Raw genomic sequence first — 16,421 nt, 5'->3', positions numbered from 1 at the left:
AAAAAAGGAACGCTAGCTGCTATTGCAGTAGCGTCGGGATTTGTTCTTGACTTACTTCATGATTTGTTTTGTACGGATACCCTGGATCGTAAGGCTCAACATGGACCGTCACTTCAGTCATATGGCTGAACCGCTTCATCAAGAAATATTTGACCCGCTTCGCAATTTCATTGCCTTCGAGTACCGAGATGCGCGGATTCACGCTAATGACAACTTCTGCGACGGCGTAATGACCGTGCTCGCGAGCGCGGAGCACTTCGACATTAATTACGCCTTCCATGCGCTGCACAACCGCTTTCACCTCGGACATGTCCGCAGGCTCTACTTCCTGGTACCTTCTGCGCATGACAGAAGCCGATGCGACACGATAGCCGCTTGTAAACACAATGACAACGATGATGAGCGAAGCCGCTGGATCAAAATAGTATAAGACCGGCATATGAAGCGGCTTACCTAACATAGCGCCGCCTGTTCCGACAAGCGCAGCTACCGATGCGTACAGGTCTGCTCCACGTTCTTTCACTGGGAACCGAATTTCCTTAATCAGAAAAGCTAACATTACGACGACGGCTGCAGGCCAGCTCGGTCCGTCATCAACACCGTCGGCAATAGATTTGATAGCCGAGATGCCGATTTCAAGTCCGACGATCATGAGCAGCAAGGATGCCGCCATGCCCGATCCCGCTTCCAAGCGACCCTTGGAAGCCGGAACCGGAGCGTGAGGAGAGCCTAGCTGCCTGCATCTACGGACACCTGTTAAGGAGACGAACGATGCGGCTGCGTCTGACGCAGATCGGCATGCGTCTGCAAGCAGCGATTTGCTGCCTGACCACAAGCCAATCCCGCCTTTAACTGCTGCGATACAGACATTGCCGATTAGCCCTGTCCATGCGGCAGACTCTGCATTAGCATAACGTTGGTTCGCTGACATGGACGCCTCCTATGAGTTGACTTAAACTTTATGCAATTCCAAAACAAAGGTCTGCGATTGTCCTCTATCCTACTATACTACGAAGCAGCTGGAGACTTGACTGCTGCCTTCGGTTTTTGTTTGTTCTTCAGAACCAGCCAAAGCGGGCTCGCAATGAAGATCGACGAATACGCGCCGCTCACAAGGCCGAACAGAATTGCAAGCGAGAACAACTTAATGGATACGGAGCCGAAGATAAGCAAGCAAAGCGCCGCCACAACGACAGTCATAACTGTATTGATGGAACGGACAAGCGTTTGCCAGATACTTTCGTTAACAACCTTCGCAACATCCTCCGGTGTCTTAAGCTTCGCGAACCGCAAGTTCTCACGGACTCGGTCGAAGATAACGATCGTATCATTAATCGAATAACCGATAATCGTCAGCACCGCAACGATAAACGGCAGATTCACTTCCAATCGGAAGATCGAGAACAAGCTAATAACGATAAACGCGTCATGCAGCAAAGCGACAATCGCCGCTACAGCGAAGCGCCATTCGAAACGGATGCTGACATAGATGACGATACCGATACTAGCAACGAGAACCGCTTTAAGCGCATTCGTTTGAAGCTCTTTGGCGATTTCAACGTCTACGGTATTAACCTCCATCGAAGCATCCTTATCGAATTTCTCCGTGAAGCCTGCTTTAAGCTGCTTTTCTTTCGCATCGTCAAGCACATCATCGAAACGAAGTGTTACACGACTAGCGCCAACGGTCAGCCCAGGCTTGCCGAACCCATTGTCACTAAGAAATTTCTCAATCTCAGCCTTCTGCCCTGATAGATCCTTCTTGAGCGCAATATCTACGCTGGACCCAGCACGGAAGTCTACGCCATAGTTCAGGCCGAAGACTCCGAGCGTCACGATGCCGAGAATTGTAATGATTATCGAGAAAATAAAGAAGTAACGGGCCTTCTTTACAAAGTTGAATTTACCTTCAGATACTTGTGCAAATCCACTAAAGCGCACGTACTTCACTCTCCTTCACACCGAATAAAGATTTCTTCTTAACCAAGCCGCTGCGAATGATGAGAGACAGAAGCAGACGCGAGAAGAACACGTTAGTCAAGACACTGATGATAATACTGAGAAGCAAGATAATCGCGAACCCTTTAACGGAACCTACGCCGATAAAGAACAACACGAGTGCAGCGATCGCTGTCGTAACGTGCGCATCAATAATGGTGCGGAACGAATGCTTCGAGCCTGCTTTTTGTGAAGACATGATGCTCTTGCCGCTGCGCATCTCTTCTTTGATCCGCTCAGCCATAATGATGTTGGCATCAACCGCCATACCGATACCGAGGATGAACGCCGCGATACCTGGCAGCGTGAGCGTCGCTCCAATCAAGTTGAAGCCAAGCAGCAGCAGCCAAATATAAACGAGAATCGAGAAGCTTGCGATAATACCAGGCAGACGGTAGAAGATCATCATGAAGAGCAAGATGAGCACCGTACCGAGAGCGCCTGCAAACAATGTTTCTTGCAAGCTAAGCTTACCTAGAGTTGCGCCCACGCTTTGCGTGTACTTCTCTGTCAGCTTCAGCGGAAGCGAGCCGAGGTTGATCGTATTCTTCAAATTGTTTGCTTCTTCGTGAGTAAAGTTACCTGTGATCGAAGCATCCGTGCTGTTGATTTCACCGTTTACGTTAGGTGCAGACAGCAGCGTTTCATCGAGGTAAATCGCCAATTGGTTATTTGGAGCGAGCTTCGCGATTTTGCCAGTTACTTCTGCGAATTGCTTCGCGCTTTTCAACTTAATTGTAATTTCATACTGACCGAGATTCGTTTGCTGAACGTCGGCGCCATTCTGTTTGAAGTCGCTACCGCGAAGTTCGACTTTACAGTAGCCTTTGTCAGCCGCGCAACCATCCGCGCTGCGGAAAGTCAGTTCAGCAGGCTTCTTGAGGATTTCACGAACTTTAGCTTCGTCGGATACGCCGGCAATCTTAACACGGATACGGTTAGAGCCCTCCGTTGTCACTTCCGGTTCCGCTACGCCTGTAGCATTTGCACGAGCTTCAAGACTCTTGGCCGTTTCGATCAAGGAATCCTTCGTTACTTTACCGCCAGGCTCAATAGGCTGTGCTTCATACAGAATTTCAAAGCCACCCTTTAAATCAAGCCCTAGCTTCACATCTTTGAAAAGCCAATTGCTTGTCCCAGCAACAACGCCGACAGATACGACGACGATGATTATGAATGCTAACAGACGATTCATAATACCCTCATTTCCCCCTTAAGTTCTCTTGTGTCAACATTCCTATTATAACGATGCCTGAAAAACGAGTCAAAAAAAAGAGCCCATCTGTTTAAAAATGGGTTCCTTTATAGGCGCTTATCGTCATAAAGTTCATAAATTTTGTCACTTTAAGCGATAAAATGTCATTTACAACCTGGTGCATGGCTGGCTGCCCCGTCTTCTTGTACCGATCATTCACGCATTCCCAGATATCGTTGCCTGAGACATGCTCGTAGCCGATCATGCGGAACTCTTCTGCTTTGCTCTGACATAACTGCTCAATGCTCTCGACCCACGCTTCGCTTGTTAACGGCTCATTCTCGCTTGTCATAATTCCCGGGCCTCCTTACGCTATTTCCATATGAACTTTGTACTATTTCGCTACCCTGTCACACATTTCCTGCCAATATCCATCCCGAACCGAAAAAATGACTGCATGTTCGCGGACATGCTGCGCATAAGCATGAGAACAAGGACATGTTGTGCGCAATTCCAGGATCCATGGTAAGGGAGAGGAAATGACCGTGACGAAGCAAACGTTTATCAAAGGCGCGCTTATATTACTCGTTGCAGGGGTCGTCAATCGGATCCTTGCATTCGTTCCGAGAATCGCGCTCCCTAGAATTATCGGCGCCGAGGGCGTCGGACTTTACCAGCTCGGCTATCCTTTTCTCATCGTGCTGCTCACCTTTATTACGGGAGGAATCCCGCTCGCAGTTGCGAAATGGATCGCGGAAGCGGAATCAATCGGCGATTCGAAGCGCGTGAAGCAGGTTTTCCGCGCGGCGATGGCGCTCACAATCGGCTTGTCGGTGGTGCTCACTTTGTTGTTTATCGTGCTTACCCCCTGGATATCTACGCGCCTCATGACGGATCACCGAGTCTATCAGACGCTGCGGATGATGTCCCCGCTGCTAATCATTATCGGCATCTCCTCGGTCTATCGCGGCTATTTCCAAGGGAAAGCAAATATGATTCCGACAGCGCTCTCCCAAATATGCGAGACGATTATCCGCATTATATTTGCGCTATTGTTTGCGAAGCTGCTCCTGCCTTATGGGCTCGAGTGGGGCGCGGCAGGCGCGATGCTCGGCGTTGTCGTAGGCGAGGTTGGCGGCTTCGCCATTCTACTGTGGCAATATGCTAGAGACCGTAAGCGCGTGAAGCTGGCGATCATTCGCGAGGAGAATGCAGGTGAAGCATCCGATGCTCCCGCTACTGGGTCATCGCTTCGACCTTCCAAGCGTGAGCCGGTTATGCGCAAATTAATCAATCTCTCGGTTCCTGTCACCGGCAGCCGAATGATCGGCTCGTTCTCCTATCTGCTTGAATCGATTCTAACCGCTCGCGCACTGTTTGCTGCCGGCATTGCAACAAGCGCTGCAACCGCACAATATGGCGCGCTCCAAGGGATGATCATTCCTATTCTGCTCCTTCCGACTGCGCTGACCTACTCGCTTGCGGTCTCCCTTGTTCCAACGCTCTCCGAAGCTGCTGCCAAAGGGGACAAGACGACTATCCACAAGCGGCTCCACCAATCCATGCGCCTCTCGCTCGTCACTGGCGCACCGTTCATTGTCATTATGATTCTGTTCGCAGAGCCCATCTGCCGTGTGCTGTACAACCATGTCGAGATCGCTCCTATGCTGAAGTGGATTGCGCCTGTCGGTTTGTTTATCTACATGCAAGCACCGCTGCAGGCAGCGCTTCAAGCGCTTGACAAGCCTGCGACAGCACTCATGAATACCTTCATAGGCGCGGTTGTGAAGCTCGTCCTGATCATGGAACTCGCTTCGCAGCCGTCACTTGGCATCTATGGCGCACTCATCGCGATTAATGTCAACATTGTGCTCGTCACGGTGCTCCACTGGATCAGCGTTGTGCGAGCAACAGGTTTCAGCATGCAGCTGATGGACTTCCTGAAAGTCGGCTCCGCCATGCTCATCATGGGCGCCGCTTCGCTATGGATCATGAATTTGCAAGCATTGCCAGCATTATGGCAGAACCTTATCATGGCATGTTTCACCGGAGCGCTTATTTACATGATCCTCATGGTAATGATGCGAATCGTTGACCGCTATGACGCTGCGCGTATCCCCTTTCTTGGCCGCTGGTTCCGTCCTTAAATCGCACAAGCAGCACCGACCTCGCTTGGCCGATGCTGTCTACTTACTTCTGATTTCATCCTACTCTACTCTATTTACGCGGTCCTCGTGTTCGTCTTGCATCCAGAAAGAGCTTGCCGCGGTGGTCAATCGTTAAGAGGAATACTTGCTTGACATCAATAATCCCCCGCTGCCGGAGCTGATTGTTCAGCCAGAACCGATCCTTGCCGAGCTGCTCCAAATTCGTCTTCTGAATTTCACCGTCCATAATGAGCGGAACCGGCAGCGATTCAAACTTATAGTTTCGTGGAAAAGGCTTCGGAAACGCCGATCCCGAATTCAGATTCGGATTCGTGCCCTGTGATCCTCTGTTCTCTGCGCTGTCACGCGCTTTGACATCCTTTTGGATAATCGAGAGCTTACCGGTCGTTTCCAGAATTGCGAATTCCACATCGGCAATGTTCGTCTTATTCTCCCGGAACTGGAGCAGCAGATCGTCCAGATTATAGCGTTGCTTACGCATCGCTTCCCGGTTCAATTTCCCTCTCTCCACTAGTACTGTCGGCTTGCCGTCAAACCACACACGCAACTTCCGGCTCTTGAGCGATACGAGCGCAATTCCGATTTGCACCACAAGCAACACAACCATCGGCAGAATACCGTCGAGCAACGGCCGATCCGTATCCTCAATAACAAAGACCGCAATTTCGGCGATCATGACTGAAATGACAAGATCAAACACCGACAGCTTGCCAATTTCCCGCTTCCCCATCAAGCGCATGATGAGAAAAACAACAACGTAGATGAGTAGCGTACGGAACGTTAATTCCATGTATTCCATAGTCATCGCCCTCCTGCTTCCGTCAAAGTACAACTATTGTCACCTGATGCACATCCCATCATACGAAGGGGGATATTCGAATTTATGGTAATAAATCATAAGAGCTTGACCATATGTTGTAATAATCGAGAACAGGTTCGTAAATAATTGGAGGGATAGGTATATGAAACCGATTAATGCCATGAAAAATGTTCCGAAAGTTCACATGGCTTCACCGATGCTATCCGGCATCCTGTATGCTTCTGTATGGCTTGCACTCGGCGCTCTGCTTCTGTCCGCCATGCTGCGCTTCGGCAGCATGCAGGAAACCCAGCTTCCGATGTACAGCTTGATCGTCCACGGCTGCTCATCCCTTGCAGGCGGCTTCGTAGCAGGCAAGCGTTCTGGTTCGCGTGGCTGGTATTATGGAGGTCTGCTTGGCATCGCCTATGGCATTCTCATCCTTATTGTCAGTTTCCTTGCGTCTAACACCGGCTTCAGCGGCCGCACCTTCACGATGTTGGTTGAAACGCTGCTCAGCGGCGCGCTTGGCGGTATGATCGGCGTAAATGCGAAACGCTCATAGGCAGCATGTCCCGAATATGAACACTTTTGGAATATCATCTGACATGCTATATATGCTATACTAGATCGAATCGCAACAACGGGAGTCCTTTAGGAGGCAAGGAAGTAATATGACTTTGTTTGACAACATGACGACGGTCGCAGTCTACACGGCAATTACCGTGACGCTGCTGATCTGGTTTGGAGCTGCTCGCAATCCATTCACCGTCGCAGGGTTATTTTTAAGAGAGTTAGTTTTCAATCGCAAATATATGCTTCACTTCGTCGCTCTCATGTTAATTCTGGTTTGTAATAAATTCGAGCTTCGCATCGAGAGCAATCTTAACCTGACACATGACTTCGCTACTTTGTTCCAGTCCATTGAAGGCAATTTCGTCAGTAATCTCCAGCACATGTTCGAGAACAAATACTTGACACCGATTCTTGCTTTCATGTACGTCGTCGTCTTCCAAGCGATGTTGATTGCATCCATCGCCATCTATACGAACCGCAGCAAGGACAGAGGGATGTTCTATGCAGTCTGCTACGCGATCATGATCAACTATCTCGTGGCTATTCCGTTCTATCTGTTCTTCCCGGTCAGCGAAGTGTGGTACCATGACCCGCAGCATGTGAGATTCCTGATGCTTGATGTGTTCCCTAACTTTGAGAGCCAATATCGCGCGCTATCAGGCCTTGATAACTGCTTCCCGAGCTTGCACACATCGATCTCTGTTACGCTCGCAATTCTCGCTATTCGCTCCGGCATCAAACGTTGGGCTTGGTTCTGTTCGATTAGCGCTGCAGTCATCATTTTCACGATTTTCTACATGGGCATCCACTGGCTGATCGATATGTGCGGCGGACTCGTTCTCGCTACTGTCGCATCCACCGTAGGGATGAAGCTGAGCAGGCTGACACTCGCACAACGCAGCCGCCGAGGCAGAGCATTAACAACACCGGCACAAGTTCAGTACTTGCGCGAAGACGCTAAATAAGGTTCATCCTTAACAATAGAAAGACCGTGCTCTCTTATGGCGCAGCTGGCGATCAACCATGCTGGATCATAAGAAAGACGGTCTTTTTTTATATTACTGATAAATGAGCGGCCGCACTTCGTCAATAAGATGCTTGAGCTGCTTCGAGCATGCCGCGTATTTGAGCTTCTCGCTCTCATCAGCGGTCAACATGCCATACATCTCCATGTCTGCTTCGCACTTCTTCAACTGAGCAAGCAACGCCGCTTGGCTCTGCGTGGTCTTGGGCACTTTAACCTGATCATCATACAAATCAATATAGAGCGATCCGTAATCGTCCAGCTGCGCCAGGAACACGTCCTCGATGCGCAGGTCAGACTTCTTCAATTCCTTCTCCAGCCAATTCACGTCATAGCCTCTCTGGGTGAGTGAATCGAGCAGCACCTTCCCGTCCATAATGACCGGCTTCGGCTCATGCTCCGCAGGCACACGCAGGCCTAATGTCTTAGGAGTAAGTGGCTGATACTCCGACTTGAGCAGCACATTGATTGCACCGCTTGATTCCATTACGGCAAATTCAACTTGATCAACGTTGAACACGTCCTTCGTACGCAGCTGCTGCAGCAGCTCATCGGTCGTGAGTTTCTCTCTCTTCAAGTTTTTCTCCAATATTTTGCCTTTCTGAATAAGAACGGTCGGCGTTCCATCAATCCAGTCCCGTACTCGTTTGCTCTTTAATTGCATCATCTCCATGCCAAGCGAGACCGCAACCCACACGCCAAGTGCGAGAAATCCCAGATACCACTTGGCATCGGTGTCAAGCGATATATATGCAGCGACATTCCCAATCGTGATCCCTGTTATATATTCGAACACGGACAACTCGGTCACCTGTCTCTTGCCTAGCAATTTCGTCATCAGAAGCAGGAATGCTACAGCTGACAACGTTCGAAGGGCAATCTCAATCCAAGAAGACATTTGTTCCTACACCCCATTTTTCCAGTTGTAGGGCTTAGTATGGGCGCATGGGCTGGAAATTATGAGCAACATGTGTAAACGGCGTCGCTGTCCATTTGGCAAAAGTAAATTCTACAAAAACAGAAAAAAACGGCCCCGCCAGTGTGAACTGGAGATGCCGTCTTCGATCATACGTTTCACTTATGAGTTAGGCTTTAATGTTGTCTGCCTTCTCTTCCTTCTTCTCGGCAACAGGCGCTGCTTGTACGGCAGAAGTCGCTGCGCTTGCAGAAGTGACGTTATTGATTGCACTGCGGTCAAACGTAATCTTCGTGGAGTCGTTCACGCGCAATACAACCGTGTCGTCGGAAATTTCCAGAATCGTACCGTGCATACCGCCAATCGTTACGATCTTATCGCCTTTCTTCAGCGAGCCAAGCATGGAGTTACGTTGCTTCGACTTGCGCTGCTGCGGGCGAATTAATAGGAAATAGAATACCGCAAACATGAGTACAAATGGGAGTAAGGATGCTGCTGTCATAATGGATTCACCTCTTTCCTCAAATTAAAAGCCTTTATTGCTCTCGTTCAAGCCATACTTATCGAAGAACTCGTTGCGGAAGTCAAGCAGTCTGTCTTCCATAATCGCTCCACGCACACCACGCATAAGCTCGATAAGGAAGTGCAGGTTGTGAATCGTCGTTAACCGGATGCCAAACGTTTCATCCGCTTTAATCAGGTGGCGAATATACGCGCGCGAGTAGTTCGTGCACGTATAGCAGCTGCATTCCGGATCTAGCGGGCCAAAATCATCAGCGAACTTCGCGTTGCGGATGACAAGGCGTCCTTGGCTGGTCATCGTTGTCCCATTGCGGGCGATACGCGTCGGTAGGACGCAGTCGAACATGTCGATACCTCGAATTGAGCCGTCAAGCAGTGCGTCAGGCGAGCCAACGCCCATCAGATAACGCGGCTTGTTGGTCGGGAGCAGCGGAACCGTACATTCGAGCACATTGTACATAAGATCCTTCGGTTCTCCGACGCTCAATCCACCAATAGCATACCCCGGGAAATCCATGGAAGTCAACTCCAGCGCGCTCTGGCGGCGCAGGTCCTCATACATGCCACCTTGTACGATAGCGAACAATGCTTGGTCTTGTGGACGGGCATGTGAAGCCAGACAGCGTTCAGCCCAGCGCGTCGTCCGCTCCAGAGACTTCTTCACATAGTCGTACTCAGCTGGATACGGCGCGCATTCATCGAACGCCATCATGATGTCGGAGCCGAGCGCGTTCTGAATCTCCATCGCCTTCTCCGGAGAGATGAACAGCTTATCCCCGTTCAAATGGCTGCGGAACTCAACACCCTCTTCGCTGATCTTGCGCATGTTGCTGAGACTGAACACTTGGAAACCGCCGCTGTCCGTCAGAATCGGACGGTCCCAGTTCATGAACTTATGCAGCCCTCCAGCCTGGCGGACGATCTCATGCCCTGGGCGGATGAACAGATGGTATGTATTGCTTAGAATGATGTGAGCATCAAGCGTCTTCAACTCTTCCGGGCTGATCGTCTTGACTGTTGCCTGCGTGCCGACTGGCATGAACGTAGGTGTTTCAATGACACCGTGAGGCGTGTGTACGCGGCCCAGCCGTGCTCCTGTTTGTTTGCATGTTTTAATTAATTCATAGGTGATTGCCACTGCAGCACGTCCTCTTTCTATTCCTAGTAAATAAACATCGCGTCTCCGAAGCTGAAGAACCGGTATTCCTGTTCGATCGCTTCATTGTACGCTTTCATCACAGCTGTACGTCCAGCCAAGGCGCTAACGAGCATCACAAGCGTCGACTTCGGCAGATGGAAGTTGGTCAGCAGTGCATTAACAAGCTTGAATTCATAGCCCGGAAAAATAAAGATGTCGGTCCAGCCGCTGCATGCCCGTATGTCTTCATACGTAAAACGGGATGCAACGGTTTCAAGTGTTCGGCAAGAAGTTGTGCCAACGGCAACAATTCGGCCGCCTCTCTCCTTCGCTGCACGCAGCATTGCGGCAGTCTCTTCGCTCAGCTCGTAATACTCGGAGTGCATCGTATGCTCTTCGATCGTATCAACTGACATGGGACGGAACGTCCCAAGCCCAACATGCAGCGTAATATAGCCGATCTGTACGCCTTTGTCTTGCAGCTGCTTGAGAAACGGCTTCGTGAAGTGCAGCCCCGCTGTCGGCGCTGCTGCTGAGCCTTCATGCTTCGCATAAACCGTCTGATACCGCTCCCGGTCATCCAGACGTTCCTTTATATAAGGCGGCAGCGGCATTTCGCCGAGGCGGTCAAGCAGTTCATTGAATATGCCCTCATAGTGAAACTCAATCTCGCGTCCGCCCATATCGCCTTCAGCGACAACAGTCGCCCGAAGCAGCGGTTCGCCGTTGCCGTCGTCACCGAAGGAGAGCTGTGCGCCAACCTTCAGCCGCTTGCCTGGCTTAGCAAGCGTCTCCCAGCGGTCGCCTTCAAGCTGCTTGAGCAGCAGAAGCTCCACCTTTGCGCCAGTGTCTGACTTTACGCCCATCAGCCTTGCTGGCATGACGCGCGTATCATTCAGAATCAGCGTATCGCCTTCTTGCAGCATCTCCGCAAGATGCGGGAACGAATGATGACCGACTTCGCCGGTAACGTGGTTTAATGTCAGTAGACGTGAAGCCGTTCGATCGGCAAGAGGCGTCTGAGCGATGAGCTGCTCGGGCAGTTCAAAATCAAAATCATTTACATTCATAGTTTAGAGTCAGTCCTTATTCCTTAACGATCTTCGCGTCTTTGTAGTAGTATTGCATAATATATTTATAGTCATACCCAAGCTCTGCCAATCCGCGAGCCCCATACTGGGATAAGCCGACGCCATGGCCGTAGCCGCCGCCTACAAAGCGGAAGCCTGGATCCTTGGTCGCAGCCCGAACCTGCCCGTCTCCGCCAAGGATGAAATAGTTCGACTCTTTCAATTCACGAGCGGAACCGTCTCCACCTTGTATAGAGACTGAGCCGCTGTCTGCCGGTAGGTCGCGAAGGGCATTATTCGCCCCTGCCATCGTTACCCTCGCTGTCTCATCAATCGTAAAGAACGTACTCGGTAAGCCGCCGAATGCGGAACGATATCCATCAGGATTCTTGACCTGCAGCTTCTGGCCATTAACCTGAATTTCGGTCGGTCTACCCGAGGGGCCGCGCTGGCTGATTTCAAGTGTCGATATCCGCCCGCTAATCGGCTTCTGCAACTTGCCTTGCGTAAGCTTAAGCAGCGCATCTGCAGAATACGTACCACGAACCCATGACATCTCATTGGACTGGGTTACCTTGTCCAATTGAACAACAAGCGAGCCGCTTCCCACCGAATCTACAACCGGTACATCGTCCTGGACGAGCGGGATTGGACGCACTTTCGAGCCGCTGGATTTCACCCGCAGCAGAGGTTGTCCTGCCGGCGAGAGCTGATCCGTAACATCAACCAGATCCTCTCGTATATAACCAACAGCCCCACTTGGCGTTACTACCCGATACCACTTGTAAAGCCCCTTCTCGGATGAGCTGTCTGGACTCGAGACACTCTTCAGATACGCAATGTCGCTCCCCCAAATTTCTTTGGAATCCGCCGTCATCCCACCTGCGCTTGAAGAGAAGACCGTCTCAATTAGCTTGCCGTTATACATCGCCACTTCGCCCTTGGTCGCGTCGACAGCAGCGATTGTCGTCGGCTTCTCGGAACCGATGCCCCCATAAGCTTGACTGAGCGTCGTATCGACGACATGTGCGACTTGAAAGCCGAACCCTTGATAGAGGGCATATGTACGCGCTGCAATTGCTTGCGACTTCAACGCTTCCGCTGGCCAGGATGCGGGCATCTCCGCGCCGACAACCGCATATACGTATTGCTCGAAAGGCAGCTCGTTAATAACAGCAAGCTTGTTGTTCAAGCCGCTCACTTCGAAGCTTCCCCGGTAACTGCGATTGTAGCGTTCGGTTAGCTTAATGCCATTCGTTGCAGTTGTTGTTACCCACAGCTTCGCGCCAGCAGCTGGAATGGAGTAAAGCGCGACTGGCGGCTTGGATGCTGATTCCGCCGTCGTATAATCGTCACGGATAAGCGTGTAGACGTTCGCCGTATCCGTCTGACGAAGCGCAAGCGCAGGATTCGCTTGCAGCGCCGCTGCCTTCACTTTACCAAGCGCCGCTTGATCGCTCTCCGCTCCGATCAGCACCGTGTATACCGCTGCTGCACTGCCGGACTGTTTCAGCGCCGCATACGCTTCAGCGCCGCTCGCACTGAGCGACTGCGCTGCTTTGACAGCTTCGCTCTTCGAGGCATAGGACATGCCTGTCTCGAGATGCAGCGGTCCGATCAAGCTGGCATTGCTCGACTTGCCGGTGTAGCCTGCAACCGTACCATCTTTAAGCCAACGGTCGCCTGCCGCTTTCGCCTCGGCAACCGTAGCGTAAGAGCCCTCAACGATCTGATACACTTTCCCTCGTGGATCATTCGTTGTCGTCATCATCCCAGAGCCGCCCATCGCCTTCAGCCGCTTTAGTAAGGCAAGCGCCGTCTGATAGTTGGACGTCTCAAGCAGCATCGGCTTATAATCATCCAGCGTGAACCGGATCATCTCACCGCTGCCTGTCTGAAACATAGGAATGACGCCAGAAGGCAATCTGAGGCCAACCTGCAGAGCTGCAGTCGAACCGAACGAGGCTGCAGCTGTATTCAGCTTATATTTGCTCGTGTCTAGGAATATGCCAACGCGTATCGTATCTAGAGACGGGACAGCCGCTCCGTTAGAAGGAAGAGCTGTCCACACAGATAATCCAATTACGCCAGCCAATATCGCGGTAACCGTTCGCATCGTCTTCGGCATCCGAAACAGCTTTCGTGCCGGTTCCATCGTCTCGTTCGTATGAACGTTAACGCCACTCATTGGCTTCATTATCCCCCTCGTGACTATTCCTTTCGCGGCGGCAGCGAACAAGCCCCTTCATGACAGCTTTGATCCGCTTTGCCAAACCAATCATAGCGTTTTGCCGCAATGATTCGGTATAAGCCGTCTGCGGCAAGGTGTAGGCCTGGTACTCGATACAACCACGCTAACCAGCGAAGCCCTCTCGTCGTGCGCAAGATTCGGACAATGCCTGCCGCTCCGGCATGCAGCGTCCCGTTCATCTCCACGACATGAATCTTCGAAAGCAGCTGCTCCGTCGTTACATGATCAAGACCGGGAACGGTCTCGTACGTCTCATCCAATGCCTGCACGGCAATAAAGCGAAGAATTGCGGTCGATTGCAGCTCCTTCAAGCGCTTCACGCTTGCCATACATAAATTGCATTCACCATCATACAACACAATCAGTTTCTCGCGACTTCGTTCCTCTGACTGCTTCGATGTTCGGGCCATTAGAGGATGACGCCTCCTTCATCGGAATCGCCTGCTTGATCAGCAGCGCCGCCTTTCTGCTCCGGAACAGGAAGCCCCAGATGCCGGTAAGCGAGCGGCGTCACCATCCGGCCGCGCGGTGTGCGCTGCAGGAAGCCGATCTGCATGAGATAAGGTTCATATACATCTTCAATCGTCTGGCCTTCTTCGCCGATGGTCGCCGCAATCGTATCAAGCCCGACAGGACCGCCGCGATATATCGTAATCATCGCGCGAAGCATCTTATGATCGATGCTGTCAAGGCCAAGCGGATCTACTTGAATAAGGCTAAGCGCGGAACGCGCTAGCTCATGCGTCACAATGCCGTCGCCGCGCACTTGAGCGAAGTCGCGCACCCGCTTCAAGAGCCGGTTCGCAATCCGCGGCGTTCCGCGCGAACGCATTGCAATCTCTTGCGCCGCTTCCCCGATAATGCTCACGCCAAGGATCTCCGAAGCTCGCGAAACGATGAATGCCAGCTCATCAACCGAGTAGAACTCCAAGCGGCTCACAACGCCGAAGCGGTCACGAAGCGGAGCGGACAACAGTCCTGCCCGCGTCGTTGCCCCGATGAGCGTGAACGGCGGCAGGTCAAGGCGCACTGATCTCGCGCTTGGTCCTTTGCCAATCATAATATCGAGAGCGAAGTCCTCCATCGCCGGGTACAGCACTTCCTCAACCGTCCGATGCAGCCGGTGAATCTCGTCGATGAACAGGACATCGCCTTCCTGCAAATTCGTGAGCAGCGCGGCAAGATCACCAGGACGCTCGATCGCCGGACCGCTCGTCGTGCGCAGATTGACGCCAAGCTCATTGGCAATAATGTTCGACAACGTCGTCTTGCCAAGTCCTGGAGGCCCATACAGCAGCACGTGATCCAGCGCTTCCTTGCGCAGCTTCGCCGCTTCGATGAATACTTTCAAATTCTCTTTGACTTGCGATTGGCCGATATACTCAGACAAATAGCGGGGACGCAAGCTATACTCCACCGCTTGATCTTCCATCATGAGGTTGGCGGAAATTATCCGATCGTCCATTTACGCTTACCTCCTTCAATCAGCCTTTAAACAGTTGCTGCAATGCCCGCTTCATGAGCGAATCCACGCTCTCATTCGGCACTTCAGTATTCTTCATGCCCTGCCATGCGCGGTCAAGCTCAGCAGCCGTATAACCAAGCGCCATGAGCGCTTCACGCGCTTCACGCCACATTTCTCCGCCTTCGAACAACGTTCCGCTTGTACCTGCATCATCAAGTACGACGCTCGCCGCCGCAAAGCTGAACCCGCCTGGGATATGATCAAGCTTATCCTTCAGATCCAGCACCATCCGCTGCGCGGTCTTCTTACCGATACCTGGCAGCTTCGTCAAGAACGTCAAATTCTCCTGCTGAATTGCCGCAGCAATCGTCTCCGGCTTGCCGCCTGCGAGAATCCCAAGCGCAACACGCGGACCGATGCCTGAGACATCAAGCAGCTTGCGGAACATCGCTTGTTCCTCCCGATTGGAGAAGCCGAAGAGCAGATTCGCATCCTCACGCACGTGGTGATGCGTATAAATCGTAACCGTATCATCGCTCTTCACAAAAGCATACGGATTCGGAGTGAACACCTGATAACCGATATCACGTACATCTACAACGACATACTCGGTATCCAAATGGACGACACGTCCGCGAATATAATCGATCATCCTCGGTTCACCTCGTTAATTTTTTGCGTCAGAACCGACGAATGGGCATGGCAAATCGCCACCGCAAGCGCATCCGCAACGTCATCGGGCTTGGGAATGGCAGAGAGCTTCAGGAACATCTTCACCATCTCTTGCACCTGACGTTTCTCGGCTTTGCCGTAGCCGACAACGGCTTGCTTCACTTGAAGCGGCGTATATTCCGTGACTGGCAGTCCGCGCTGTGCCGCTGCGAGAATCATGACACCGCGCGCTTGCCCGACTGAGAAAGCGGTCGTAACGTTCTTGTTGAAGAACAGTTTCTCGACTGCTACCGTATCAGGCTTGTAACGGTCAATAAGCGAACAGGTGGATTCGTAAACCTGCTTGAGCCGCTCCTCTTGAGGCGTGTGTGCCTCCGTCTGAATGCAGCCGTATTGAACGGGAACGAGCTTGCTCCCGATTTTGTCAATAAATCCAAACCCGACAATGGCTATCCCCGGATCGATACCTAAAACACGCAATGCAATTCTCTCCCCAGGCCAACTTCATGCTTCTATCAAAAATTGGCTTCCTCCCATTATACCAAATGATGAGCAGGATGAGAACACGCGTTTTGTCTTCCGTTCAGCCAGCGGGCAAAGAAGAAGGACGGACCGTAATTCCGGGCC

Annotated in this window: 17 protein-coding genes; 3 read left to right on the top strand and 14 right to left on the bottom strand. The window is 51.6% G+C overall.

Annotation, left to right across the window (positions count from 1 at the left end; genetic code table 11):
- Positions 1-19: 19 nt before the first annotated feature.
- The 4 genes from AC0YNX_RS01525 to AC0YNX_RS01510 form a co-directional block, all read right to left on the bottom strand.
- Positions 20-931, bottom strand: coding sequence for a cation diffusion facilitator family transporter (locus AC0YNX_RS01525; protein ID WP_475813895.1), 912 nt, complete (start codon positions 929-931; stop codon positions 20-22).
- A gap of 77 nt (positions 932-1,008) precedes the next feature.
- Positions 1,009-1,941, bottom strand: a complete 933-nt coding sequence (gene secF / locus AC0YNX_RS01520; RefSeq protein WP_475813894.1) for a protein translocase subunit SecF — start codon at positions 1,939-1,941, stop codon at positions 1,009-1,011.
- Positions 1,931-3,193: a protein translocase subunit SecD gene (secD, locus tag AC0YNX_RS01515; protein WP_475813893.1), complete on the bottom strand. Its 1,263-nt coding sequence runs from the start codon at positions 3,191-3,193 to the stop codon at positions 1,931-1,933. The genes secF and secD overlap by 11 nt, the downstream gene beginning before the upstream one ends.
- A 91-nt stretch (positions 3,194-3,284) precedes the next feature.
- On the bottom strand, positions 3,285-3,545 hold the full coding sequence (locus tag AC0YNX_RS01510; protein ID WP_475813892.1) for a post-transcriptional regulator: 261 nt from the start codon (positions 3,543-3,545) through the stop codon (positions 3,285-3,287).
- A 187-nt stretch (positions 3,546-3,732) separates the two neighbouring features.
- On the opposite strand from AC0YNX_RS01510, the gene spoVB reads away from it, so the two are divergent.
- Positions 3,733-5,340: a stage V sporulation protein B gene (gene spoVB, locus AC0YNX_RS01505; RefSeq protein WP_475813891.1), complete on the top strand. Its 1,608-nt coding sequence runs from the start codon at positions 3,733-3,735 to the stop codon at positions 5,338-5,340.
- A gap of 70 nt (positions 5,341-5,410) precedes the next feature.
- Here spoVB and AC0YNX_RS01500 read toward each other — a convergent pair whose 3' ends face one another.
- The gene (locus AC0YNX_RS01500) at positions 5,411-6,160 is read right to left on the bottom strand and encodes a YetF domain-containing protein (protein ID WP_475813890.1); all 750 of its coding nucleotides are present in this window, start codon (positions 6,158-6,160) and stop codon (positions 5,411-5,413) included.
- Positions 6,161-6,323: 163 nt separating this feature from the next.
- On the opposite strand from AC0YNX_RS01500, the gene AC0YNX_RS01495 reads away from it, so the two are divergent.
- Both AC0YNX_RS01495 and AC0YNX_RS01490 read left to right on the top strand, forming a co-directional pair.
- Complete coding sequence (locus AC0YNX_RS01495; RefSeq protein WP_475813889.1) at positions 6,324-6,725, top strand: TIGR04086 family membrane protein; 402 nt, start codon at positions 6,324-6,326, stop codon at positions 6,723-6,725.
- A 109-nt stretch (positions 6,726-6,834) separates the two neighbouring features.
- Positions 6,835-7,701 carry a phosphatase PAP2 family protein gene (locus AC0YNX_RS01490; RefSeq protein ID WP_475813888.1) on the top strand — a complete coding sequence of 289 codons (867 nt, stop codon included), beginning with the start codon at positions 6,835-6,837 and terminating at the stop codon, positions 7,699-7,701.
- 93 nt (positions 7,702-7,794) lie between these two features.
- Here AC0YNX_RS01490 and AC0YNX_RS01485 read toward each other — a convergent pair whose 3' ends face one another.
- From AC0YNX_RS01485 to ruvC, 9 genes are all read right to left on the bottom strand, one after another.
- Positions 7,795-8,658 carry a DUF421 domain-containing protein gene (locus AC0YNX_RS01485; protein ID WP_475813887.1) on the bottom strand — a complete coding sequence of 288 codons (864 nt, stop codon included), beginning with the start codon at positions 8,656-8,658 and terminating at the stop codon, positions 7,795-7,797.
- A gap of 187 nt (positions 8,659-8,845) precedes the next feature.
- Positions 8,846-9,178, bottom strand: a complete 333-nt coding sequence (gene yajC / locus AC0YNX_RS01480) for a preprotein translocase subunit YajC (protein ID WP_475813886.1) — start codon at positions 9,176-9,178, stop codon at positions 8,846-8,848.
- A 24-nt stretch (positions 9,179-9,202) separates the two neighbouring features.
- A complete protein-coding gene (tgt, locus tag AC0YNX_RS01475; protein ID WP_475813885.1) occupies positions 9,203-10,336 on the bottom strand; it encodes a tRNA guanosine(34) transglycosylase Tgt in 1,134 nt (377 codons plus the stop codon).
- A gap of 23 nt (positions 10,337-10,359) precedes the next feature.
- Entirely contained in the window at positions 10,360-11,406 is a 1,047-nt protein-coding gene (gene queA, locus AC0YNX_RS01470; protein ID WP_475813884.1) for a tRNA preQ1(34) S-adenosylmethionine ribosyltransferase-isomerase QueA, read from the bottom strand.
- Positions 11,407-11,422: 16 nt separating this feature from the next.
- Entirely contained in the window at positions 11,423-13,594 is a 2,172-nt protein-coding gene (locus tag AC0YNX_RS01465; protein WP_475813883.1) for a SpoIID/LytB domain-containing protein, read from the bottom strand.
- A 23-nt stretch (positions 13,595-13,617) separates the two neighbouring features.
- Positions 13,618-14,067, bottom strand: coding sequence for a thiol-disulfide oxidoreductase DCC family protein (locus tag AC0YNX_RS01460; RefSeq protein ID WP_475813882.1), 450 nt, complete (start codon positions 14,065-14,067; stop codon positions 13,618-13,620).
- Positions 14,067-15,122 (bottom strand): Holliday junction branch migration DNA helicase RuvB, encoded by a 1,056-nt coding sequence (ruvB, locus tag AC0YNX_RS01455; protein ID WP_475813881.1) that lies wholly within the window; start codon positions 15,120-15,122, stop codon positions 14,067-14,069. Before ruvB ends, AC0YNX_RS01460 begins: the two co-directional genes overlap by 1 nt.
- Positions 15,123-15,141: 19 nt before the next feature.
- A complete protein-coding gene (gene ruvA, locus AC0YNX_RS01450; protein WP_475813880.1) occupies positions 15,142-15,774 on the bottom strand; it encodes a Holliday junction branch migration protein RuvA in 633 nt (210 codons plus the stop codon).
- Complete coding sequence (gene ruvC / locus AC0YNX_RS01445) at positions 15,771-16,274, bottom strand: crossover junction endodeoxyribonuclease RuvC (protein ID WP_474649904.1); 504 nt, start codon at positions 16,272-16,274, stop codon at positions 15,771-15,773. Before ruvC ends, ruvA begins: the two co-directional genes overlap by 4 nt.
- Positions 16,275-16,421 lie beyond the last annotated feature (147 nt).

The sequence above is a fragment of the Paenibacillus sp. J31R98 genome, assembly GCF_056269245.1.
The sequence above is the reverse complement of the archived record's forward strand: the minus strand, read 5'-3'. Positions and strand labels throughout refer to the sequence as shown.

Coding starts and splice junctions, on each gene's coding strand:
- AC0YNX_RS01525 (WP_475813895.1), bottom strand. CDS start 931: ATGTCAGCGAACCAACGTTATGCTAATGCAGAGTCTGCCGCATGGACA.
- secD (WP_475813893.1), bottom strand. CDS start 3,193: ATGAATCGTCTGTTAGCATTCATAATCATCGTCGTCGTATCTGTCGGC.
- AC0YNX_RS01510 (WP_475813892.1), bottom strand. CDS start 3,545: ATGACAAGCGAGAATGAGCCGTTAACAAGCGAAGCGTGGGTCGAGAGC.
- spoVB (WP_475813891.1), top strand. CDS start 3,733: ATGACCGTGACGAAGCAAACGTTTATCAAAGGCGCGCTTATATTACTC.
- AC0YNX_RS01500 (WP_475813890.1), bottom strand. CDS start 6,160: ATGGAATACATGGAATTAACGTTCCGTACGCTACTCATCTACGTTGTT.
- AC0YNX_RS01495 (WP_475813889.1), top strand. CDS start 6,324: ATGAAACCGATTAATGCCATGAAAAATGTTCCGAAAGTTCACATGGCT.
- AC0YNX_RS01490 (WP_475813888.1), top strand. CDS start 6,835: ATGACTTTGTTTGACAACATGACGACGGTCGCAGTCTACACGGCAATT.
- AC0YNX_RS01485 (WP_475813887.1), bottom strand. CDS start 8,658: ATGTCTTCTTGGATTGAGATTGCCCTTCGAACGTTGTCAGCTGTAGCA.
- yajC (WP_475813886.1), bottom strand. CDS start 9,178: ATGACAGCAGCATCCTTACTCCCATTTGTACTCATGTTTGCGGTATTC.
- queA (WP_475813884.1), bottom strand. CDS start 11,406: ATGAATGTAAATGATTTTGATTTTGAACTGCCCGAGCAGCTCATCGCT.
- AC0YNX_RS01465 (WP_475813883.1), bottom strand. CDS start 13,594: ATGAGTGGCGTTAACGTTCATACGAACGAGACGATGGAACCGGCACGA.
- AC0YNX_RS01460 (WP_475813882.1), bottom strand. CDS start 14,067: ATGGCCCGAACATCGAAGCAGTCAGAGGAACGAAGTCGCGAGAAACTG.
- ruvB (WP_475813881.1), bottom strand. CDS start 15,122: ATGGACGATCGGATAATTTCCGCCAACCTCATGATGGAAGATCAAGCG.
- ruvA (WP_475813880.1), bottom strand. CDS start 15,774: ATGATCGATTATATTCGCGGACGTGTCGTCCATTTGGATACCGAGTAT.